The following is a 23293-nucleotide window of genomic DNA, read 5'->3' as shown; positions in this document are numbered from 1 at the left end:
TTTATAATTGTATAAATTTTTAGTTTTATTATACTTTGTTGCATGAGTATACAAAATGTATTAAGTAAACATCTAAACTTCGACAAATTTCAGAAAATTACTGTTTAATAACTCTTGACAAAACAGTAGAATTTAAATAAAATAGGTATAATAAATTAAGAATTAAATAGTGATTAACTCATATATACCTTGAATATGGCAAGGAGTCTCTACCGGAAACCGATAAATTTCTGACTATGAGTAAAAGAACGTGTTATATATTATATGGACATGTTGCTTTTGCTTTGTAGTTTTAACAATACTCCTTTATTAGGAGCTTGGGTTGAGCTGTGAAGTAGGCAGCATGTTTTTTTATCTCTAGGGTAAAGTACAATATGTATATGAAGAGTTGACACAAATTTTAAGAAGAAGGGAAGGATTTTTAATTATGGCAAGAATACTAAAACAAGCTTACACATTCGATGACGTATTATTAGTTCCAAATAAATCAGAGGTTTTACCAAAGGATGTTAACTTCAAAACAAACTTAACTAAGACAATAGAGTTAAACCTACCTCTTATGAGTGCAGGAATGGATACTGTTACAGAGAGCAAAATGGCAATTGCAATGGCTAGAGAAGGTGGAATCGGAATAATCCACAAGAACATGTCTATCGAAGCACAGGCTAACGAAGTTGAAACTGTTAAGAGACAAGAAAACGGAGTAATTGTAAATCCTTTCTCAATCGGAAAAGATAATCTTATAAGTGATGCTTTAGCGATCATGTCTAGATATAGAATATCAGGGGTTCCTGTTACAGAGGGAGGAAAGCTTGTTGGTATTATTACTAACAGAGATATAGCTTTCGAAACTGATTATTCTAAAAAAGTAAGTGAAGTTATGACAAGTGAGAACTTAGTAACTGCACACGAAGGAATCAGCATGGAAGATGCTAAGAACATCCTTGCTAAGAATAAGATAGAAAAATTACCTTTAGTTGATGAAAACTTCAACTTAAAAGGGTTAATAACAATAAAAGATATCCAAAAGGCAATAAAGTTCCCTAATGCTGCAAAGGATAAGAGCGGAAGACTTCTTTGTGGAGCAGCTGTTGGAGTTACAAAGGATATAATGGATAGAGTTGATGCTCTTTACAAGGTTGGCGTTGACGTTATAACAATTGATACAGCTCATGGACACTCTAAAGGGGTTATAGATGCAGTTAAGTCAGTTAAAGCTAAATACCCAGAGCTTCAGGTTATAGCAGGAAACATTGCAACAGCAGAAGCTACAGTTGCCCTTATCGAAGCTGGAGCAGACTGTGTTAAGGTTGGTATAGGACCTGGATCAATCTGTACTACAAGAGTAGTTGCAGGAGTTGGAGTTCCTCAATTAACAGCTGTTATGGATTGTGTTGAGGCTGCAGAGCCTTATGGGGTTCCAGTTATTGCTGACGGAGGCTTAAAATACTCTGGAGATATCGTTAAAGCACTAGCTGCAGGTGCTAAGGTTTGTATGATGGGTTCAATGCTTGCTGGATGTGAAGAAGCACCAGGCGAAATTGAAATATATCAAGGAAGAAGCTACAAGGTTTATAGAGGAATGGGTTCTCTAGGAGCTATGGCAGCAGGAAGTAAGGATAGATATTTCCAAGAAGAAGGAAAGAAACTTGTACCAGAAGGTGTTGAAGGAAGAATACCATTTAAGGGTACTGTTGTTGATACAATATACCAATTAGTTGGAGGAATACGTTCAGGAATGGGTTATTTAGGAGCACCAACTCTTAAGGAATTATACGAGACTTCAAACTTTGTAATTCAAACATCTGCTGGATTCAGAGAGTCTCACCCACACGATATTTCAATAACAAAAGAAGCACCAAACTACAGTGTAGGACAATAGGAGAGAATTTTATGAATAGAGAATTAGTATTAGTTATTGACTTTGGTGGACAATACAACCAGTTAATAGCAAGAAGAGTTAGGGAATGCAATGTATATTGTGAAGTTCATCCTTGCACAATATCTGTAGATAAAGTTAAAGAAATGAATCCAAAGGGAATAATTTTCACAGGTGGGCCAAATAGCGTTTACGGTGAGGATTCACCTCTTATCGATAAAGCTATATTTGAATTAGGAATTCCTGTACTTGGAATTTGCTATGGTTCACAACTTATGTCTCACATGCTTGGAGGAAAGGTTGCAACTGCACCTGTAAGCGAGTATGGTAAGACAGAAGTTAATGTAGATGTTACATCTAAATTATTTGATGGAGTTTCACCATCAACTATCTGTTGGATGAGCCACACTGATTATATAGAAAAAGCACCAGAAGGCTTTAAAATAATAGGTCATACACCAGTTTGTCCAGTAGCGGCAATGGAGTGTGAAGAGAAGAACCTTTATGCAGTTCAATACCACCCAGAGGTAATGCATACTCAAGAGGGTAACAAGATGTTAAGTAACTTCGTTTATAACATCTGTAACTGCGCTGGAGATTGGAAAATGGATTCTTTCGTTGAAAAAACTATCGAAGAAATCCGTGCTAAGGTTGGAAATGGTAAAGCTCTATGTGCACTATCTGGTGGAGTTGATTCATCAGTTGCTGCAGTTCTTTTATCAAAAGCTATTGGTAAGCAATTAACATGTGTATTTGTTGACCATGGTCTTTTAAGAAAGAATGAAGGTGATGAGGTTGAAGCTATATTTGGACCAGAAGGACAATATGACTTAAACTTCATAAGAGTTAACGCACAAGAGAGATTCTACACAGCTCTTGCTGGAGTAGAGGATCCTGAGACTAAAAGAAAAATCATTGGAGAAGAGTTCATCAGAGTATTTGAAGAGGAAGCAAAGAAGATTGGAACAGTTGACTTCCTAGTACAAGGAACAATTTATCCAGACATCATCGAAAGCGGACTTGGCGACTCTGCAGTAATAAAATCACACCACAACGTTGGCGGACTTCCTGAATACGTTGATTTCAAAGAAATAGTAGAGCCATTAAGACTACTATTTAAAGATGAAGTTAGAAAAGCTGGTCTAGAGCTTGGAATACCTGAAAAATTAGTATACAGACAGCCATTCCCAGGTCCTGGTCTTGGAATCAGAATCATTGGAGAAGTAACTGCTGAAAAGGTAAGAATAGTTCAGGATGCAGATTACATTTATAGAGAAGAGATTGTAAAAGCTGGAATAGATAAAGAAATAGGACAGTACTTTGCAGCTTTAACTAATATGCGTTCTGTAGGAGTTATGGGTGACGAAAGAACTTATGACTACGCAGTAGCATTAAGAGCAGTAACAACAAGTGACTTCATGACAGCAGAATCTGCTGACCTGCCATGGGAAGTACTTGGAAAGGTTACTACTAGAATAGTAAATGAAGTAAAAGGGGTTAACCGTGTATTCTACGATTGCACAGGAAAGCCACCAGCAACAATAGAATTTGAGTAAAATTTGACTTTAACAGTTATAAAAGGAAGGATAGCTTCCTATTCTAAAAAATAGTTAACATCGCTAAATAGCTTGAGAGGAGATTGCTATCCTCTTAAGTGTTTAGCCTCCATAAATGACATTTCAAATCTATTATTTGGTTAAGTGGAATTTAAGTGAGAGTCTAAATCTTTGATTTAGTATCTCGAACTTACTCTTTGAGAATTCATTCGAACGTATGTGAGAAGGAGATTCCAATAAATGGGTTTACACATAATTATTTATGTTTAAATAAAATCACACCCAAAATATCCCCAGCTAAGAGATTAGTTGGGGATATTTTTTTAACTTTTGTGAATAAGCAAGAATAGAAGTTTACTTAAGATTTTTACAATACTATAATAGACATAAGGCGTAAATTAAAATATATGGGGGAAAAAACATGAAAAAAGCTATTGTATCAATTATTTGTGTACTTATTGGAGCTCTTTTAGCTCAAGCATCAATAAATAAAAGAGAAAATAAAGAGAAAGAAGAAAGTTATAACAGACCATCAATAGAAATTGCAATTAATAAATAATATATATTAAGAAATATCCTAAGCTTCAGCTGAAGCTTAGGGTATTTTTTATTTTTGTGATTGGAAACTGGAGTTTTAGGAATAATAATGTAAAAGTCACAACTAGGAGAGGAATTAAGTGAGAAGATCATACAAAGTTATTTTATTTACTATAGTTGTAGTTTTAGTTATTAATATTTCTTCATCAGTGTTGGCGAAGGATGACATTTCAATGGAAAATGAGGAGAGGATTAAGGAGATTTGCTTAGAGGTTAAAAGAATGGATATATCAGAAGAAGTTAATGAGCTTATAGCGGAAGGTATTAAGAGAGAGGATGCAGAGTACTACATAATGCTAAATAACCTTGTGAGGAAGCTAGAGACGGAAAATATAGAGCTTTTAATAGATAAGGATGTTGAGGATATACCAGACCATGAATTTTTAATCAATAAGACCTACTATAGAGAAAAAATCTTAGAAGGTGATAAGAGAGCTTTAAAGAAGGCAATGAAGTCTTTAGATAGTTTAATTAATGGTTATGAGTATGCTGAAAAGGTTATAAGCACCTTTTCGGATAAAGCTGCCTTTGAAATTATATATCCTGATGGTTCAAAGATTTCTTATGATACAAGAGTTAAAGAAAGCAGCGAAAGAGCTGAAAGGGAGAGAGCTTTGCAAAGAAAAAATAAAGCTTCATTAGAGAATTTAAGAAATCTCTTAAAAGGATATAAAAAGAAGGATGCTTATAAGCCTGTAAAGCTTGGATATGAAGAGGCTATCATGGATGATGGCATTACCTATGCCTATGACAATATTGGCTGGAGAGAGGGCGAATGGTCCTTTGAATCAGGGTTATCTTTTTCAAAGGTTTATTTATATACTGAGTATCAGCTAGGAAGTGATGGAACATCAATCATAAAATATGCAAGAGGTGGTCAGTCCTCTTATGGAATTGTTAATATAGCAAATAGTACAGGAGGTGTTATTTCAAGGCCTTCTAGTAACGGAGAAGAGTTTCCAGCAGAAGCTAGGAATGAAGTTATATTTACGGTAAGCGGTTCCTTCGGAGCGACCTTTTTGATTTTATCCTTAGCTGTAGAACCAGGAATGAACTGGACCCAATATATAATTTTCAGACTTTATGATTCAGAAAAAATAGATGGTGAATATGCAGCAAGATATGAATGGTATGCTGCAGAATACAAATAGGGAGTTGATTCATGTGAAAAAGAAAAAGTGGAAATTAGACCTAGAAACTAAAGTAGACTTAGTGCTACTGGCAATAGGAATGTTTCTGATTGTTTGGCTTGTTGTTACCCATGAAGAGGTTAGAAAAGGTTATGTTTCTACAGGAAATTTTCAGTCTTCGTGTGTAGAAGTTGATGAAATGGGAAATAAATTGAGTGATAATGAAGCAGCAGGGCGATTTGAAGAAAAGCTTATGGCTATTATTTCCCAGGAATTAGCCTTAAACGACTTAAATATAGAAATATTATCAAAAAGCACCTTTGATGATAGCACCATTGCTATCTTTATGTATGAAGCTGGAGAAGAGGGATATGAAGGTATCTGTCAAATTTCACAGAATGATGAGGTCTTGTTTAAAGCAGTTGATAAAATTAATAAATGTGAGCCTTTTACTCTCCATGAAGTTGAATTTAGAAAGGAGAGCATTCCTAGCTGCACCATGATTTATGGGGTAATTAATACTCCAATTATAAAGAGTATTAATCTTAATTTTACTGATGCTGCCATTGTAAATATAGTGCTGGGTGAAAATACTCATTATAATTACATAAGTGAGGCAGGAGCTGCACCTATAATACGTGTAGATGGATTGGATGAAGAGCTAAATATTTTTTATAAATGGGATAAAATTTACATGAAACCGGTTTAAGTAACTAACAAATATTTGAAAGAATTTTCGTGATATTGTATACTACTATAGTGGATAGGGGGAGTATTATGGAAATAATTTTACCAATTATATTATTTATTTTAGGGGCTGTAATTATTATTAAAGGCGGAGATTTATTCGTGGATGCAGCAATTTGGATGGCAAAGGTAACAGGAATACCTGATATTATAATAGGTGCAACTGTTGTTAGTTTGGCAACTACATTACCAGAGTTTTTCGTTTCTACCATAGCAACGGTAAGTGGTTCACCAGAGATAGCCATAGGAAATGCTATAGGTTCAATTATATGCAACACAGGACTTATATTAGCAATATCAATGATGATTATGCCTGTTAAGGTTGAAAAGAAATCATTTATGTCTAAAGCATTTTTAATGATTGCATCAACAGTGTTATTATTATTGTTCTCAACTAATGGAAATATAAATAGGATTGAAGGTGCTGTGCTAGCTGGAATTCTTGTTTATTACATAATTCAAAACAAGAAGGAAGCACAGATGTCACTGGAAATTAATGATGAAGTAGCGTCTACGATGGTAGAGGAATCTGTAAAGGCAAAGCTTAATAAAAAAGAGGTTTCTAAAAATATTATTATGTTTATTGTAGGAACTTTATTTATTATAGTGGGAGCTAATCTTTTAGTTAACAATGCCCAAATTATTGCAAAGTATTTTGCAGTTCCAGAGGCAATAATCAGTTTAACAGTGGTTGCTCTTGGAACATCTCTTCCAGAGCTTGTAACTGCATTAACTTCCATTTCTAAAAAGCAAGGTGGTGTTGGTGTAGGAAATATTATCGGAGCTAATATTTTAAACATCGTGATGATAGTATCAACTTGTGGTATAATTTCCAAAGATGGATTGAGTTTAACATCAAGAAATATTGAATTCTTCGGAAGAAAATTTATTAACTTCCATCAAACTATATTATTAGATATACCAGTGGCATTAGTACTTATGCTGTTAGTTATTCTTCCAATAACAACCTATGGAAAATATACTAAAAAGAATGGTGCTATGTTACTTAGTGTATATGTGTTTTACATAGGATTCTTATTTATTACTTTATAATATATGAATTCGTATTTTTTAGGAGGGGATTAGTATGAGAAATGCTGTAAGTTTAAATATGAGAAACCTTGAAGGGTTCGTAAGTGAGGGGCAAATTAATAACTTAAAACCTATGGTTGCTGTTGCTCATAAGGTTTTACATGAAAAAAGCGGGGCAGGAAATGACTTTTTAGGATGGCTTGACCTTCCAGTGGATTATGACAAGGATGAGTTTGAAAGAGTTAAGGCAGCTGCTGAAAAGATTAAAGCTAGCTCAAAGGTACTTATAGTTATTGGAATTGGTGGTTCATACTTAGGAGCAAGAGCTGTTATAGAAGCTTTAACAGGTACTTTTTATAATAACTTATCAGAATCAGACAGAGAAACTCCAGAAATATATTTTGCAGGAAACAACATAAGCTCAACTTATTTATCACAGCTATTAAAGGTAATAGGAGATAGAGATTTTGCGGTTAACGTAATATCTAAATCAGGTACTACTACAGAGCCAGCAATAGTTTTCAGAGTGCTTAAAGAGCTTGTTGAAAATAAATATGGAAAAGAAGAAGCAAAAAATAGAATTTTTGTTACTACAGATAAAGCAAGAGGAGCACTTAAAAACCTTGCAACAGAAGAAGGTTACGAGACTTTCGTAATTCCTGATAATGTAGGGGGAAGATTCTCCGTTTTAACGCCAGTTGGGCTTTTACCAATTGCTGTAGCGGGAATTAATATAGATGAATTAATGGCAGGAGCAGCAAAAGGAAGAGAAACTTATGTTGACGAAGATGTCAACAGTAATATCTGTTACAAATATGCTGCTGCAAGACATTTATTATATGAAATGGGAAAAACTACTGAAATATTAGTAAACTATGAGCCATGCCTTCAATACATGGGCGAGTGGTTTAAACAATTATATGGTGAGAGCCATGGTAAAGATGGAAAGGGTATCTTCCCTTCATCAGTTAACTTCTCTACAGATCTTCACTCTATGGGACAATATATTCAAGATGGAATGAGAAATATCTTTGAAACAGTTGTAAATGTTGAAAAAGCACCTATAGAAATGACAATAAAAGAAGATACTATGAATGTGGATGGACTTAACTTCTTATCTGGCAGAACAATAGATTTTGTTAATAAGAATGCTATGGAGGGAACTGCTCTTGCTCACGTAGAAGGAGGAGTTCCTAACATCCAAATAAACATGAGTGAATTAACACCAGCAGCTGTTGGAGAGTTAATATACTTCTTTGAAAAAGCTTGTGCTATCGGAGGATATTTATTAGGAATCAATCCATTTGACCAAGAGGGAGTTGAAGCATACAAGAAAAACATGTTTGCACTTCTTGGAAAGCCAGGTTATGAGGAGTTACAAAAAACATTATTAAATAAATTAGGAAGGTAATAGAATGGCTATTATAGTTGATGGAGATGGCTGTGCAGGCCGAGACATAATTGAATCAGTTGCAAAGTCTTACAATGTTCCATTGAAAATTTATTGTGATATTCACCACGTTATAACTTCTGAATATGGTGAGGTCATCGTGATGGACAGCGGATTTCAAGCTGTTGATATGAAGGTGGCTAATGAAGCTAAAAAAGGAGATATTGTTGTAACTCAAGATTATGGAGTTGCTGCCATGGTACTGGGGAAAAAATCCTATGCAATCAGTCCAAGAGGATATATTTTCTCAGAGAATAATATAGATAAACTGCTCTTTGAAAGGCATATTAGTGCAAAGGTAAGAAGAAGTGGTGGAAAGACTGGAAAGCATAAAAAGCGTAGTGAAGATGACAATGCAAGCCTTAGAGAGAATCTTATCAGACTTGTAGAGAGAAGCTTGAGAGATTCTGAAACAAACGTATAAAAGAAGAAACTGAATAATTTATTGTAAAAACAAAATTTATAGGCTCACTTGTAGAAAAATAAACTACAAGTGAGTTTTTTTATATAATTTGTCTTATTTATTATTGGAAGAAAATAGAAAGCGGTGTTGTTACATAATATGGCATTGTAGTATAATATAGTTATGTAAATCATAGGAAAATACATTGATATGTAGAAAATAGGAAGAAAGAACTTAGGTTAGGGGGTATACATATGAATGAAATGATAATTAGTACAAGCCTACCAAGTCCTCAAGACAAAGGCTCTGAAATAAAAATTAATATTGAAAATAAGATTGCAGAAGGCTTATTATATAGATTTTTAGTTAAATGTGATGGTGGCAGCTGGCAGACTATAAGAGATTTTAATGAAGAGTGTGAGGCTGTATGGACTCCTAATGAAGATGGGAAATATATGATAATGGTTCAATCGAAGATGCCTGAAAGTAAAAAGTCCCATGACTTTACTTCTCGTATTGAGTACGTTATTGGATGTATAAATGAAAAGCTTATTAAAGATATTATTTTAAGCAGCAGCGAGCTTAGAATGGGAGAAAAATTAGAGGTTACTGTTGTTCCAAACAAATTGCCACTTCTATGTAAGTATTTAATTAAAAAAGATGGGGAGTGGAGTTTAATCAAGGATTATTCACTAGATACCATGCTTAGCTTTGTACCAAATGTAGAAGGAAATGTTGAGCTATTAGTTGAATGTAAGACTATTGACTCTGATAATCAGTTTGATGACTTTGAAACAATGTCATTTAAGGTATTTCCAATGAAATTTGTAAGGATTAATGCTTTAAGGTGTCTCACGGATGATTTGATTCTAGGTAAGGAATTAACCTTTGAAGCTGAAGCAAGTTATGATGAAAGCAGAGTTCTGCTGTATAAGTTTGAGAAAATTGATGAACGTGGGAATGTACATTTAATTCAAGATTTCTCAAGTAAAAGACTCATTACCTTTGTAGAAATAATTCCAGGAAAGTATAAACTTTTATGTACTATTAAGGACATGTATTCCCATAAGAAATTTGATGATAGGGCTAAGATACACTATGAAGTTGTGAAATATAAGCCTGTTAAAATTTTAAGTTTCACTTCTGATTTAAGCTCACCTCAAATAGAGAAAACACCAATAGAATTTAAAGCCATATGTTCTGGCGGAGATAATCTGTTATACAAGTTTATAATAGATGGTAATTTAAATGAGAGCTCTAGTTTTTCAGAAAATAATAGTTATAGATGGCTTCCAGAGGCAAGTGGAATATACAAGGCCATGGTCTTGGTTAAGGACAAAACTTGTATGGATGAATATGAAGAAAAGGCTACCTTGGATTTTACCATCGATAAGGACTTTACTAGAAATATATTTATAAAGGAAATTGAGCTTAGTAATAAAAAACAGGTTTTATTGAATGAGCATTTAAATATAAAGGTAAATGCAACAGGTGGTCAAAATCTTTTATATGAATTCATTATTAGAAAGGACAATAATGAAGTTTTCCACTTGGAATATGATGAGGCAGATAATATGACCTTCATTCCAACGGAGGTTGGTAAGCATATTCTTGAGGTAAGGGTTAAACATCCAAAATCTAAGAGAACCTATGATGTCCATTCCATGATTAGCATTGATTGTAAAAAATTCATTGCTGCTAAAATTGACTATGTGTTAACAGAAAAGAAGGATACCTATGTTCTGGGAGAAGATATAGAGTTAGAAGTTGTAACAGAAAATACTAAAGATACTTTAGCTAAATATTGTGTTGAGGTAAATGGAAGGTTTGTTGAGACTGAAGAGTATTCTAATAATAAAAAATTTAAGTTGGTCCCAAGGTGTGCAGGTGTTTATACAGTTAAGGTGTACTGCAAAAACATTTTAAGTACCAATGAATATGATTGCAAGAAGGAGCTTACCTTTAGAGTAATGGAAGGACCTCCAATTACAAATGCAAAAATAGTTTTAGATAATAAAGAAATAAGGATAAATGAAAATGTGACCTTTAAGGTTGAGTGTGATGGCGGAAGAGATAATCTTTATGAGTTTTATTTGATGGAACAAGGTGAGTGGAAGGTAATTCAAAAATATAGTAAAAAGGATTACTATGGCTTCATGGCTTTTTATAAAGGGTATTATAAGATATTAGCCCTTTGCAAGAGTGGATACAGTAAGGAAGCTTATGATGATTATGATATAATAGAAGTTGAGTGTAATTAGTGAAGTTTTATTGACTCTTGGACTTGTGTTCAGGGGTCAATTTTTGCTTTGGGGTTGTATTTGCTTTTAGGAATAGGGTAATATATATTTTATAAAGTTATGAGGTGAAGTTATGGAACGTTTAGATAAGATATTAGGAAATATGGGTTACGGAAGCCGTAAAGAAGTTAAGGCAAGCTGTAAAAAAGGCTTAGTTATTGTTGATGGAGAAGTTGCTAAGGACAGCTCTATGAAAATAGATCCTGAAACAGCTGTAATAGAGATAAATGGAGAAGTAGTTAACTACAGAAAGTTTATTTATCTTCTTTTAAATAAACCAGCAGGAGTTGTAAGTGCAACTTTCGACAATTATGATGAGACAGTGATAGATCTGCTTGATCCAGAATATCAAGTATTTGAACCATTCCCAGTGGGAAGATTAGACAAGGATACAGTTGGATTTTTACTATTAACTAATGATGGGGAGTTAAATCATAAGCTTATAGCTCCTAAAAATCACGTGGATAAGGTTTATTATGCAGAAATAAACAAGCCAGTAGATGAAAGTGATGTGAAAGCTTTCAAAAGTGGAATAACAATAGATGATGGCTACAAGTGTATGCCTGGAGATTTAGAAATAATAAGCGCTACAGAAGATGGTTCAGAAGTTCTTGTTACAATACAAGAAGGAAAGTTCCATCAAGTTAAGAGAATGTTTGAAGCTCTAGATAAATCTGTAGTTTACTTAAAAAGAGTTAAGTTTGGACCAATGGAGTTAGATGAGAGCCTGGAGGAAGGTGAATACAGAGAATTAACAGAAGCAGAGCTTGAGATGTTAAAGAGTCTGTAGAACACTGTAGAATAAAATGTGAGTTTTTTGGAAATTGTAATTTTCTTTTAACAATTATTAATAATTGCTTAAAAAACTTCACTGTAAATTCACTTGAAGGAGCGAAAAACTAGGAATATAATAATCTTGTAGATAGAAATAAATAACCCCTTTTTATTTATTTTAAGTGTAACCTTCCCCAAGGGTTATACTTCGGTTTATGTAAGATTTGCTATGCCACATAAGTGGTACAAAAAAACTCTTTGGAATTATCCAAAGAGTTTTTTTCTATGTAAAATTGAAATTAAGTAAATAGAATTAAAATAAATATATAGGAATTTAAAATGAAGCAGGTTTACGTAAAGACAGTAATAGGAATTATTAACTAAAAAATTGGTAATGAACTTATAAAGTTAACATATATAGTATATAATAAAAATGAACTCCTTTGTTGTTACTTAGAAGAAGGATTTTAGCGTAAGAAAAGCGGTGATTTCTACGCATTATTAATATTTGTGTAAATATGAGATGAAAGAGTAATACTAATAAAGAGAATTATTATAGAGGGTTCAGTTTTAGATGAACCTTGGAAGGTTGTGAATTATGAAAATAAGAGAAGTACTAATAAGCTTTATGAAAGAACAGGCTTATAAGCCAATGAGCTTTAAAGAGCTATCTAAAATATTTGGTATAAATAAAAAAGAGTCTAAGGATTTTCAAAAGATTTTAGATGATATGGAAAAGGAAGGCATTATTATAAAAAACAGAGCGGAGCTTTACGGAATTCCTGACAGAATGGGAATTGTTAAGGGTGTATTTCAGGCTCATGCAAAAGGATTTGGTTTTGTTATCTTAGATGATGACAGACCAGATATCTTTATTCCTGCCAGTAATGTAAATAGTGCAATGAACAATGATATTGTCCTTGTAAAAATCCTTAGAGAAGAAAATAAGGGTAAAAAATGTGAGGGTGAAATTATCCGTATTGTTGAAAGAAAAAACAAAAAATTAGTTGGAATTTATGAAGATAATAAAAGCTTTGGTTTTGTTGTTCCTGATGACAGAAAGATTGCACAAGATGTATTTATATCTAAAGGAAACAGAAATGGAGCTAAATCAGGACAGATTGTTGTTGTTGAGATTACAAGCTGGCCTGAAATGAGAAGAAACCCAGAGGGAAGAATTGTTGAAATCCTTGGTGAAAAGGGAGATAGGGGAATTGATATTTTAACTATCATCAAAAAACATAATCTTCCTGAAGAATTCCCAAGGGAGGTTGAAGATTTTGCAGCAAAAATTTCAGAAGAAATTCCTCAGAGTGAAATTGATAGAAGAATAGATTTAAGAGATATTACTGCAGTTACTATTGATGGTGAAGACGCTAAGGACCTTGATGATGCAGTTTCAGTTGAAATACTTCCAAACGGTAATTATAAGTTGGGTGTACACATTGCAGATGTATCTCATTATGTAAAAGAAGGAAATCCTTTAGATAAAGAAGCCTTTAAAAGAGGAACTTCAGTATATCTTCTAGACAGAGTTATTCCAATGCTTCCTAAGAAGCTTTCTAATGGTATGTGTAGTTTAAATCCTAGAGTCGATAGGCTTGCTTTAAGCTGCTTTATGGAGATTGACCCTTCTAATGGTAAGGTGGTTAATCATGATATCTTTGAAAGTGTTATTAGGACAAAGGAAAGAATGACGTATACTGATGTAACAAAGATTCTTCGAGATGAAGATCTAGAGACTATTGAAAAATATAAATATCTTCATGAAGATTTCAAAAACATGGGTAAGCTGTTTGAGATTTTAAATAAAAAGAGAATGAACAGAGGTGCAATAGACTTTGACTTTGCAGAATGCAAAATCATTTTAAATGAAAATGGTAAGCCTGTAGATATAAAATTAAGGGAAAGAGCTATTGCCAATACAATTATAGAAGAGTTCATGCTGATTTGTAATGAAACTGTTGCAGAGCATTTCTTCTGGATGAATTCACCATTTGTATATAGAATTCACGAAGATCCAGATATGGAGAAGCTAATACACTTTAGTGAGTTTGCATATAACCTTGGATATCCAGTAAGACTTAAGGAAGATGAAATTCATCCAAAGGACTTGCAAAAGATATTAGAGCAGGTTAGAGGTAAGAAAGAGGAAACAGTAGTAAGTACTTTATTATTAAGAAGTATGATGAAGGCTAAATATTCTCAAGTTTGTGTTGGTCACTTTGGTCTTGCAGCTAAATATTACTGTCACTTTACGTCTCCAATCAGAAGATATCCTGACTTAGTTATCCATAGGATAATTAAAGAGATACTAAGGGAAGGTGGGTTAAACCCTAAGAGAGAAAAGAAACTTCGTACCTTTGTTGTCGATGCTTCAAAACAGTCCTCTGACACAGAAAGAATGGCAGTCGAAGCTGAAAGAGAAGTTGATGATTTGAAGAAAGCTGAATATATGATGGAAAGAATCGGAGAGGAATTTGAAGGTATAATTTCATCAGTAACTAGCTTTGGAATGTTTATTGAACTTCCAAATACCATTGAGGGATTAATTCATATAAGTGAGCTTCATGATGATTATTACAACTATGATGAAAGACATCTATGCTTAATTGGCGAAAGAACTAAGAATATTTACAGACTTGGTGATGAAGTTAAGGTTAGATGTTCTAAGGTTGATATTGATGCCCATGAGATTTACTTTGAAATTGTTAAGGAAGAAGAACAAGAACAGGATGTACATGAGGAAATATCTATAGACATAAATGAATTAATATAATTCGGAACTGCCTTGTAATGAGGCAGTTTTTTTATGAGAAGTTTGTTAAGATAAAGCAAGCTATTAGTTAATAGAATTGTTAAAAAAAATACATAGATTAAGTAAATAATCTTATGGAAATATATTAAATCAATGTAATAATAATAGGAAAAAGGACAAAATCTTTGGAATAACTATTAAAGTCAACAATATACTTAAGAAAGTAATAATATTAAGATTTAAAAATAAAAAGTTAAGAACCTGTTAAATTTAATTTAAATAGATAAAAATTTAACAAAAACTCTGGTAATTTTTTATAAAGATGTTATAATAAATTTGTAGTTGTTAAACAAATAACAATAAATAAGTATATTATGGTTTTATATAGGTTTAAGTGAGGAGGAATGTTTCATGTCACGTTTTACATTACCAAGAGATATTTACCACGGAAAAGGCTCATTAGAGGTATTAAAAACTCTAAGAGGAAAGAAAGCTATGATTGTTGTTGGTGGAGGTTCAATGAAGAGATTTGGATTCCTACAACAAGCAGAGGATTACTTAAAGGAAGCTGGAATGGAAGTTCAAATTTTTGAAGGTGTTGAACCAGATCCATCTGTGGAGACGGTAATGAAGGGTGCAGAAGCAATGAGAAACTTCGAACCTGATTGGATAGTTTCAATGGGAGGTGGATCTCCAATTGATGCTGCTAAAGCAATGTGGATTTTCTATGAGTATCCTGAATTTACTTTTGAACAAGCTGTAGTTCCTTTTGGATTACCAGAGCTTAGACAAAAGGCGAAATTTGTAGCAATTCCATCAACAAGTGGAACAGCGACAGAGGTTACTGCATTTTCAGTTATAACAAACTATACAGAGAGAATTAAATATCCATTAGCAGACTTTAATATAACTCCAGATATAGCAATAGTTGATCCAGATTTAGCACAAACTATGCCTAAAACTTTAACTGCTCATACTGGAATGGATGCATTAACTCATGCTATTGAAGCATATACAGCATCTTTAAGATCAAATTTTACTGACCCATTAGCATTAAAAGCTATTGAAATGGTTCAAGATAATTTAGTTGAATCTTACAACGGAGATGTTGAAGCAAGAAACTTAATGCATGAAGCTCAATGCTTAGCAGGAATGGCATTCTCAAATGCTCTTCTTGGAATAGTTCACTCAATGGCACATAAAACAGGAGCTGTATTCCATATTCCACATGGATGTGCAAATGCTATTTTCTTACCATACGTAATTCAGTACAACAGAGTTAAGTGTGAAGATAGATATGCAGATATAGCTAGAATGTTAAAGCTTGAAGGAGCTACAGATGCAGAATTGACAGATTCATTAATAAGTATGATTAATGAATTAAATACAAAGTTAAACATTCCTCATTCAATGAAGGAATATGGAATTTCAGAGGAAGACTTCAAAGCTAACCTTGAGTTTATTTCTAAAAATGCAGTATTAGATGCATGTACAGGTTCAAATCCTAGAGAAATAGATGCAGAAACAATGGCTAAGCTATTTGAATGTACTTACTACGGAACAAAAGTTAATTTATAAGCAAGTAAATTTCATATATAGACCCAAAAATATCCATCCTTATTCCCCTATGAGAATGCTGAGCTCATAGGGGAGTTTTTTTACATGAAAACTTGATTTTCCATTCTAAATTAATATGTTATAATAAACTAAAAGTGATTATTCAGGTCAATAATAAAAGATGTATAAGAAATGATAAATTAAGTAGGTGAAATTATGGCTAAGAAACTTGGTACTAAGACTTTAGTAGAAAATAGAAAAGCAAGACATGATTATTTTATAGAAGAAGCTATGGAAGCTGGAATAGTTTTAGTTGGAACTGAAGTTAAATCTATCAGAGGCGGTAAGGCTAACCTTAGAGACAGCTATGCTGATATAGTAAATGGAGAGATATTCATCAAAAATATGCATATCAGCCCATATGAACAGGGTAATATCTTTAACAGAGATCCATTAAGAGAAAGAAAATTACTTCTTCACAAAGGAGAAATAGAGAAGCTTTTAGGCTATACGTCTCAAAAGGGATACACATTAATTCCTCTAAGCTTATACCTTAAGGATGGAAAAGTTAAGGTTAATCTTGGGGTGTGCAGAGGTAAAAAGGATTACGATAAGAGAGATGCAATGCTTGAAAAAGCAGCCAAGAGAGATATAGACAGACAAATGAAGGAAAGAATGAAATAATTCTGTGCACTGATGAGCTGTAACTGCTGTATCAGTGCTTTTTTATATTGAAATTTTATATGCATTTCAATTTGCAAATGAGGGTTATTAACCACAGATTGAGGGTTTTGCTTACGAATTTCTTAAGATTTAAAACTAAATAGCATTTTTATTTAAATATAATATATAATTAAAACATATACTATGGGATTAAAATATGAAATGTAAGGAGAATTAAAGATGATAAAGAGATATATAAAGAAAATAGCTATAGCTTTAAGTACTATGCTATGTCTTTCAACACCTATAACTGCCTTTGCAGCAAGGGGAGGAGAGTATCCTTCAGGAGAAATATTAAGTTTTGGTGTAGATTTAACTGATGCTCAGGAAGCACAGCTTAGAAAATACTTTGAAGCTCCAGATAGCGTGGAAGCAACTTATGTTGATAATGAAGTGGCTATAAAACAGCTAGGACTTGACCCTAACGACTTTAGTAACTTTACTGGAGGCTGGTATTCAAGTGCATATGTTAAGCTTGTTAGTAAGGAAAATGGAGTAAATGTTAAGTCAAATAATTTAACCTTAGTAACTGATGACATGCTTGCAAATGCTTTAATAACATCAGGAATATTAAATGCTGAGGTTATAGCATCTGCACCTTTTGCAGTAACAGGAGAATCAGCCCTTGCAGGTATTTTAGCAGGAGCAGAAAAAATCATGGGTGGAGAGCTTAAAACAGAAAACAAACAGGCTGCTGCAGAAGAGATAGAAGTTTCTTTAGATTTAGCAGATGAAGTTGGACAAACTGAAGCTACTGCCATGATAAATGAAATAAAAACAGCAGTTATTAAAGAAAAGCCAGATAATGAAGATCAAATTGCGAAAGTAGTTAGTGAAGTTACAGAAAAATATGGGGTAGAAATAAGCGAAAATATGAAGGCAAGAGTTGTTACTCTAATGTCTGATATTAATGACTTAGATATAGATTACAGCCAGGTTAAGGATACACTAAATAAAGCAGCGGATAAGTTTAAAGAAGATATGTCTGCCTTAGGAAAATACTTAGAGGACACAGGTTTCTTTGAGAAGCTTTGGAACTGGATAAAAGATTTTGTAAGCTCAATTTTTGGACAAGGTGAAAATTAGAATATTAAATTATGAGACTTAAGGGAGCAAATCCTTTAAGTCTTTTTTATTGATTATGAAGTATGTGTAGAATTTCAAATCTGTTTAAAAAAGTACTGACGGTGGTACTAAAAGTCAGTGAGTTGAATAATATATGAGTATATATAGATACGAATCAATAAAAAAGAAGAGAAGAATTTTAATTAGATAATACAGAATGTTTAAATAGAGTAGTTGATAAGTCAGGGGTCTACTCTACGGCCTTAGAAAGGCCAGAGGATGTAAAGAAGTTAAGTTTAAAATGCGCTAATGATGAAAAATAATGTAAAGTTGCTTCTAATAAATTATGGGTACAAGCTCATCCATATGAAGGCTGTTGTGTTTGTAAAGAAGTAAAGAAAGAGTAATTGTGTTTTATAAATCATTAGTTGGGCATAATAGTTAGTGCTGGATACATTACCAGTAAGAACGTAACAGGAAATCTATCCAATAACACCATAAAAAATTTACAAAACTTTACTTGATATAAACAGGTTAATTGTTTATAATAAGTTTACGTGGTGATCACTTGTGAGTACCACTACCTAATATGGGGGCGTACTGGTTTCGACGGGGGTACGTGACATATGGGAAGCGAGTAGAGGGAACTCATGGGCCCGCTTTAAAAAACTATGGGAATAAAGATAAACGCAGAAGATAATTTCGCGTTAGCAGCTTAATATAGCCGCTCGTCTTACCTTTGAGGCCCACGGCTTAGGATAAGGCGCCATTTAGTGGGGAACCGCATCATGGAAAGCTTTGACCATGAGACGGAATTTATGAAGCTACTGAAGTAGAAACCTGGTTCCTAGGGGTTCTGCGGAAGGAATGTTAAAATAGGAACTGCACTCGGAGATGCCTGTGTGGTATGGCTTTCGGACATGGGTTCGATTCCCATCGCCTCCACCATGAAACCCACGAAAATCTAAATTGATTTTCGTGGGTTTATTTTTGTTGTATTTAAAAATAGATAAAGAAGTTATATAAGAATAAGATTGATGAGAATATTAAATATTCCCTAAGACTAGGTCTTGGGGATTTTTGTATAGTAATAATTTTTCTACAAATAATAGAAAATATATTGGTGTGGGCATCAAAGAAAGAGGAGGTAATTTAAGTGCACTTAACTATAAGGGAGCAAGAAAAGCTAATGATTGTTGTTGCAGCTGAAGTTGCAAGGAAGAGAAAAAAGAAGGGATTAAAATTAAACTATCCAGAATCAGTAGCCTTAATAACTGATGAATTATTAGAAGGAGCTAGAGAAGGACGAAAAGTTGAGGATCTTATGGAATACGGAACAAAGGTATTAAGTAGGAATGATGTTATGGAGGGGGTTCCAGAGATGGTTCTTACAGTTCAGGTTGAAGCAACATTCCCAGATGGAACTAAACTTGTAACAGTACATAACCCAATACAATAAGAAAGGAGAAGTATAAATGATACCAGGTGAATTAATTATTATGGATGGAGACATAGAATATAACAAGGGTAGAGAGTCTATAAAATTGGAAGTTGTAAATACTGGTGATAGGCCAGTACAAATAGGATCTCATTATCATTTTTACGAAGTAAACGATTTTCTTAAATTTGATAGAGAAAAATCTTATGGCAAGAGGTTAGACATTCCTTCTGGAACAGCAGTAAGATTTGAACCAGGAGACAAAAAAGAAGTATTTCTTATAAATATAGGTGGTACAAGAAGAGTTTACGGACTTAGAAATCTTGTTGACGGATTTTTGGATGGAAGAAGGGGTAAAGAATGAGTTTTAAAATAGATAGGCATCGTTATACAGAGTTATTTGGACCAACAAAGGGAGACAAGATAAGACTTGGTGATACAGATTTAATAATAGAGATAGAAAAAGATTATACAGGATATGGTGATGAGTGTAAGTTCGGTGGTGGTAAGGTTTTAAGAGATGGTATGGGGCAAAATGCAATTGAAACAAGAGACAATCCAATGGTAGCGGATCTCATTATAACTGGTGCCACTATAGTTGACTATACCGGTATATATAAGGCTGATATAGGAATAAGAGATGGAAAGATATTAGCTATAGGAAAAGGTGGAAATCCATATACAATGGATGATGTTGATTTCATTGTTGGTGTTAGCACTGAAGCATTAGCAGGAGAAGGGAGAATAGTAACAGCAGGAGGAATAGATACTCATGTTCATTATATTAATCCAGGTGAAATTAATGTTGCATTAGAAGGGGGGATTACAACTCTTGTAGGGGGAGGCACAGGGCCAGTTGATGGAACTAATGCAGTAACATCTACACCAGGTGCGTGGAATATTTATAGAATGCTTCAAGCTTGTGAACAGTTTCCAATGAATATAGGTATATTAGGAAAGGGAAGTGGCTCGAACATAGATGTTAATGCTGAACAAATAGAAGCTGGAGCTTGTGGCTTAAGGTACATGAAGATTGGGGTGCGACAAGATCAGCTATAGATTATTCATTAAAGGCAGCAGATAAATATGATGTTCAAGTTGCTATTCATTCTGATACATTAAATGAAGGCGGATTTGTAGAGCATACTATTGAAGCAATTGCAGGAAGAACAATTCATACATATCATACAGAAGGTGCAGGGGGAGGGCATGCTCCGGATCTATTAAAAGTAGCATCTCACTTAAATGTATTACCGGCATCTACTAATCCAACAAAACCATTCACTGTTAATACAATAGCAGAACATTTAGATATGCTTATGGTGTGTCATCATTTAGATGCAAAAGTGCCAGAAGATATAGCTTTTGCAGATTCAAGAATACGTCATCAAACAATAGCAGCGGAAGATATTCTTCAAGATATGGGCGTTTTTAGTATTATGAGTTCTGATGCAATGGCAATGGGCAGAATTGGAGAAGTAATTACAAGGACATGGCAAACAGCTAGCAAGATGAAAAAGCAAAGAGGTATTCTTCCAGGCGATTCTGAAGAAAATGATAATAACAGAGTCAGAAGGTATATAGCGAAGTATACTATTAATCCAGCACTAGCTCAGGGAATTTCAAAATATGTTGGCTCTATAGAAGTGGGAAAAATGGCTGACTTAGTTTTTTGGGATCCTGCTTTCTTTGGTGTAAAGCCACATCTTGTTTTAAAAGGCGGTATGGCAGCAAGATCAATTATAGGAGAAGCTAATGCATCAATTCCAACTTGTCAGCCAGAGTTTTATAGAGAATGTTTTGCTGCACTTGGAAAAGCAAAATATCTAACAAGCGCAACATTTGTTTCTAAGTATGCTTATGATCATGGAATAAAAGAGAAGTTAGGACTTCAAAAGCTTATATTACCAGTTGAGGGAATAAGGAATTTAACTAAAAGGGATATGAAGTTAAATAATGAAACTCCAAAGCTTGAAGTAGATCCTCAGACTTATGATGTAACTGTAAATGGAGAGCTTATAACTTGTGAACCGGCAAAAGAATTACCGTTAGCGCAAAGATATTATTTATTCTAGAGGAGGAAATAAACAATGGTTTTTAATAAGATACTGGGCAATATAAATAGTTTAGAAAACTTAGAAAAGTATCATGTAGAAACAATTTATGTAGATAGTGAAGATTTATTAAAAAGAATATTAAGGGTTACATCTGATCATAAAAGAGAATATGGAATTTCTTTGGAGAATGGAGAACGAATTAAAGATGGAGATTTACTTTTCAATGAAGATAATAAAATTATAGTTGTAAGGACAAAGAGTGAAGATGTATTAGTGATTAAACCTAAATCCATGAATGAGATGGGAGAGATTGCACATAAGCTTGGAAATAGACATTTACAAGCACAATTTAGCAATGGAGAAATGATAATTCAATATGATAGGTTGGTAGAAGATGAGCTTAAGAGGGATAATATTAACTATTCAAGAGAAGATATCAAACTAGAAAAGGCATTTAGACATGTTGAATTCGGGCATACACATTAATGATGGAGATAAAGTCTTAAATGTTCTTAGAGTAATGCAAATATGTGATTCTAACTTTCCAATAGGTTCTTTTAATCATTCTTATGGCATGGAAACTTACCTTAGAGATAATAAGATTAAAGATAGAAGCACATTGAAAGAATGGCTAAGGGTATTTTTGAAGAATGTATTTATTTATAATGATGGATTAGCGATAAGAATAGTATATGAATCCTTAAGAAAAATGGACCTTGATAGAATATGGCAATTGGATAGAGAGATAACAGTAAGCAGTGTTGCAGTGGAAACCAGGAATGGAGGAAAGCTTGTTGCAAGTAGGATGATAGAACTTTTTTTACAGCTTTATGACGTTGAACTATTAAAGGATTATGGTGAAAAGATAAAGAATAAAGAAGTTTTTGGTCATCCTGCAATAGTGTTTGCTATAGCAATGTATTCCCTTGATTTTAGTGAAAGGGAAGGAATCGTATATCATATGTATAGTACGGTATATACACTTATACAGAATGCAGTTAGAGGAATACCACTAGGACAAAAGGATGGACAGTTACTTTTAAAAGAAATTAGTGAAGGTTTTAATGGCTTATATGATAAAACAAAAAAATTGGATTATGATCTATTTGGTGCGTGTAGTCCAGGTATAGAACTTTCACAAATAAATCATGAAGTATTAGATTTTAGACTTTTTATGTCATAAAACTATTATAGTATTATGAAAGGGTGAGATATTTGAAACCTATTATTATAGGAGTAGGTGGTCCCGTTGGAAGCGGGAAAACTTTACTTATAGAGAGAATAACTAGACAGATGAAAGATAAATATAATTGTGCTGTAATAACAAATGATATTTATACAAAGGAGGATGCTAAGTTTTTAGTGAAAAACTCTGTTCTGCCAGAAGATAAAGTTATTGGAGTTGAAACAGGAGGATGTCCTCACACAGCAATTCGTGAAGATGCCTCTATGAATTTTGCAGCAATTGAAGAGCTTAAAGAAAGATTTGATGATTTAGATATTATCTTTCTCGAAAGTGGTGGAGATAATTTAGCCGCAACATTTAGCCCTGATTTGGTAGACTTTTCAATATATATAATAGACGTTGCTCAAGGAGAAAAAATTCCAAGAAAAGCTGGTCAAGGAATGATAAAAAGTGATTTGTTTGTAATAAATAAAATTGATTTAGCGCCTTATGTTGGAGCTGACTTGGAAGTTATGAAAAGGGATACCTTGACCTTCAGGGGAGAAAAGAGCTTTATATTCACTAATTTAAAAAGTGATGAAGGATTAAATGAAGTATTGAATTGGATAAAGAGCAATTGTTTACTAGAAGGAATTTAATGT

General features: G+C 33.5%; 19 protein-coding genes, 1 other RNA gene, 1 pseudogene and 1 riboswitch. All 21 genes and pseudogenes read left to right on the top strand.

From position 1 onward, the window contains the following. Positions 1 to 158: 158 nt before the first annotated feature. A riboswitch (purine riboswitch) is annotated at positions 159 to 257 on the top strand. A 170-nt stretch (positions 258 to 427) separates the two neighbouring features. The 21 genes and pseudogenes from guaB to ureG all read left to right on the top strand — a co-directional run bounded on the left by guaB (position 428) and on the right by ureG (position 23290). Continuing rightward, positions 428 to 1882 (top strand): IMP dehydrogenase, encoded by a 1455-nt coding sequence (gene guaB / locus BN1075_RS08240; protein WP_040192648.1) that lies wholly within the window; start codon positions 428 to 430, stop codon positions 1880 to 1882. Between the two features lie 11 nt (positions 1883 to 1893). Further along, positions 1894 to 3435 carry a glutamine-hydrolyzing GMP synthase gene (gene guaA / locus BN1075_RS08235; protein ID WP_040192647.1) on the top strand — a complete coding sequence of 514 codons (1542 nt, stop codon included), beginning with the start codon at positions 1894 to 1896 and terminating at the stop codon, positions 3433 to 3435. 421 nt (positions 3436 to 3856) lie between these two features. Continuing rightward, positions 3857 to 3994 (top strand): hypothetical protein, encoded by a 138-nt coding sequence (locus tag BN1075_RS21545; protein WP_156132776.1) that lies wholly within the window; start codon positions 3857 to 3859, stop codon positions 3992 to 3994. A 118-nt stretch (positions 3995 to 4112) separates the two neighbouring features. Continuing rightward, positions 4113 to 5183 carry a hypothetical protein gene (locus tag BN1075_RS08230; RefSeq protein WP_040192645.1) on the top strand — a complete coding sequence of 357 codons (1071 nt, stop codon included), beginning with the start codon at positions 4113 to 4115 and terminating at the stop codon, positions 5181 to 5183. Positions 5184 to 5196: 13 nt separating this feature from the next. After that, positions 5197 to 5871 (top strand): hypothetical protein, encoded by a 675-nt coding sequence (locus tag BN1075_RS08225; RefSeq protein ID WP_040192644.1) that lies wholly within the window; start codon positions 5197 to 5199, stop codon positions 5869 to 5871. 68 nt (positions 5872 to 5939) lie between these two features. Further along, positions 5940 to 6962: a calcium/sodium antiporter gene (locus tag BN1075_RS08220; protein ID WP_040192643.1), complete on the top strand. Its 1023-nt coding sequence runs from the start codon at positions 5940 to 5942 to the stop codon at positions 6960 to 6962. 34 nt (positions 6963 to 6996) lie between these two features. Continuing rightward, entirely contained in the window at positions 6997 to 8352 is a 1356-nt protein-coding gene (locus tag BN1075_RS08215) for a glucose-6-phosphate isomerase (protein ID WP_040192642.1), read from the top strand. 4 nt (positions 8353 to 8356) lie between these two features. Then, positions 8357 to 8815 (top strand): YaiI/YqxD family protein, encoded by a 459-nt coding sequence (locus BN1075_RS08210; RefSeq protein ID WP_040192641.1) that lies wholly within the window; start codon positions 8357 to 8359, stop codon positions 8813 to 8815. Between the two features lie 233 nt (positions 8816 to 9048). After that, complete coding sequence (locus tag BN1075_RS08205) at positions 9049 to 11055, top strand: triple tyrosine motif-containing protein (protein ID WP_040192640.1); 2007 nt, start codon at positions 9049 to 9051, stop codon at positions 11053 to 11055. A gap of 112 nt (positions 11056 to 11167) precedes the next feature. Beyond that, positions 11168 to 11884 carry a pseudouridine synthase gene (locus BN1075_RS08200; RefSeq protein ID WP_040192639.1) on the top strand — a complete coding sequence of 239 codons (717 nt, stop codon included), beginning with the start codon at positions 11168 to 11170 and terminating at the stop codon, positions 11882 to 11884. Positions 11885 to 12466: 582 nt separating this feature from the next. Next, positions 12467 to 14647, top strand: coding sequence for a ribonuclease R (gene rnr, locus BN1075_RS08195; protein ID WP_040192638.1), 2181 nt, complete (start codon positions 12467 to 12469; stop codon positions 14645 to 14647). 390 nt (positions 14648 to 15037) lie between these two features. After that, the gene (locus tag BN1075_RS08190; RefSeq protein ID WP_040192637.1) at positions 15038 to 16204 is read left to right on the top strand and encodes an iron-containing alcohol dehydrogenase; all 1167 of its coding nucleotides are present in this window, start codon (positions 15038 to 15040) and stop codon (positions 16202 to 16204) included. 195 nt (positions 16205 to 16399) lie between these two features. After that, complete coding sequence (smpB, locus tag BN1075_RS08185) at positions 16400 to 16867, top strand: SsrA-binding protein SmpB (protein WP_040192636.1); 468 nt, start codon at positions 16400 to 16402, stop codon at positions 16865 to 16867. Positions 16868 to 17086: 219 nt separating this feature from the next. After that, a complete protein-coding gene (locus BN1075_RS08180) occupies positions 17087 to 17992 on the top strand; it encodes a DUF1002 domain-containing protein (protein WP_040192635.1) in 906 nt (301 codons plus the stop codon). Between the two features lie 570 nt (positions 17993 to 18562). After that, positions 18563 to 18919: a transfer-messenger RNA gene (gene ssrA / locus BN1075_RS21115) on the top strand. Positions 18920 to 19127: 208 nt separating this feature from the next. Continuing rightward, on the top strand, positions 19128 to 19430 hold the full coding sequence (locus tag BN1075_RS08175; RefSeq protein WP_040192634.1) for an urease subunit gamma: 303 nt from the start codon (positions 19128 to 19130) through the stop codon (positions 19428 to 19430). A 16-nt stretch (positions 19431 to 19446) separates the two neighbouring features. Further along, positions 19447 to 19773 (top strand): urease subunit beta, encoded by a 327-nt coding sequence (locus BN1075_RS08170; RefSeq protein WP_040192633.1) that lies wholly within the window; start codon positions 19447 to 19449, stop codon positions 19771 to 19773. Beyond that, positions 19770 to 21484: pseudogene (ureC, locus tag BN1075_RS08165) on the top strand (urease subunit alpha). The gene BN1075_RS08170 and the pseudogene ureC overlap by 4 nt, the downstream one beginning before the upstream one ends. A gap of 15 nt (positions 21485 to 21499) precedes the next feature. Then, the gene (locus tag BN1075_RS08160) at positions 21500 to 21952 is read left to right on the top strand and encodes an urease accessory protein UreE (RefSeq protein ID WP_040192632.1); all 453 of its coding nucleotides are present in this window, start codon (positions 21500 to 21502) and stop codon (positions 21950 to 21952) included. Further along, positions 21927 to 22649 carry an urease accessory protein UreF gene (locus BN1075_RS08155; RefSeq protein ID WP_040192631.1) on the top strand — a complete coding sequence of 241 codons (723 nt, stop codon included), beginning with the start codon at positions 21927 to 21929 and terminating at the stop codon, positions 22647 to 22649. The genes BN1075_RS08160 and BN1075_RS08155 overlap by 26 nt, the downstream gene beginning before the upstream one ends. Positions 22650 to 22681: 32 nt before the next feature. After that, the gene (gene ureG / locus BN1075_RS08150) at positions 22682 to 23290 is read left to right on the top strand and encodes an urease accessory protein UreG (RefSeq protein ID WP_040192630.1); all 609 of its coding nucleotides are present in this window, start codon (positions 22682 to 22684) and stop codon (positions 23288 to 23290) included. Positions 23291 to 23293 lie beyond the last annotated feature (3 nt).

This window comes from Clostridium culturomicium (genome assembly GCF_000821305.1).
In the GTDB taxonomy this organism is placed as follows: domain Bacteria; phylum Bacillota; class Clostridia; order Clostridiales; family Clostridiaceae; genus Clostridium_J; species Clostridium_J culturomicium.
This window is presented reverse-complemented; position numbering and strand designations above follow the sequence as displayed.

Excerpts from the sequence above, each read along its gene's own strand:
- BN1075_RS08170 (WP_040192633.1), top strand. The coding sequence starts at position 19,447 with ATGATACCAGGTGAATTAATTATTATGGATGGAGACATAGAATATAAC.
- BN1075_RS08180 (WP_040192635.1), top strand. The coding sequence starts at position 17,087 with ATGATAAAGAGATATATAAAGAAAATAGCTATAGCTTTAAGTACTATG.
- BN1075_RS08220 (WP_040192643.1), top strand. The coding sequence starts at position 5,940 with ATGGAAATAATTTTACCAATTATATTATTTATTTTAGGGGCTGTAATT.
- BN1075_RS08190 (WP_040192637.1), top strand. The coding sequence starts at position 15,038 with ATGTCACGTTTTACATTACCAAGAGATATTTACCACGGAAAAGGCTCA.
- rnr (WP_040192638.1), top strand. The coding sequence starts at position 12,467 with ATGAAAATAAGAGAAGTACTAATAAGCTTTATGAAAGAACAGGCTTAT.
- BN1075_RS08155 (WP_040192631.1), top strand. The coding sequence starts at position 21,927 with ATGTTGAATTCGGGCATACACATTAATGATGGAGATAAAGTCTTAAAT.
- BN1075_RS21545 (WP_156132776.1), top strand. The coding sequence starts at position 3,857 with ATGAAAAAAGCTATTGTATCAATTATTTGTGTACTTATTGGAGCTCTT.
- BN1075_RS08215 (WP_040192642.1), top strand. The coding sequence starts at position 6,997 with ATGAGAAATGCTGTAAGTTTAAATATGAGAAACCTTGAAGGGTTCGTA.
- BN1075_RS08210 (WP_040192641.1), top strand. The coding sequence starts at position 8,357 with ATGGCTATTATAGTTGATGGAGATGGCTGTGCAGGCCGAGACATAATT.
- guaA (WP_040192647.1), top strand. The coding sequence starts at position 1,894 with ATGAATAGAGAATTAGTATTAGTTATTGACTTTGGTGGACAATACAAC.
- BN1075_RS08200 (WP_040192639.1), top strand. The coding sequence starts at position 11,168 with ATGGAACGTTTAGATAAGATATTAGGAAATATGGGTTACGGAAGCCGT.
- guaB (WP_040192648.1), top strand. The coding sequence starts at position 428 with ATGGCAAGAATACTAAAACAAGCTTACACATTCGATGACGTATTATTA.
- smpB (WP_040192636.1), top strand. The coding sequence starts at position 16,400 with ATGGCTAAGAAACTTGGTACTAAGACTTTAGTAGAAAATAGAAAAGCA.
- BN1075_RS08205 (WP_040192640.1), top strand. The coding sequence starts at position 9,049 with ATGAATGAAATGATAATTAGTACAAGCCTACCAAGTCCTCAAGACAAA.
- BN1075_RS08160 (WP_040192632.1), top strand. The coding sequence starts at position 21,500 with ATGGTTTTTAATAAGATACTGGGCAATATAAATAGTTTAGAAAACTTA.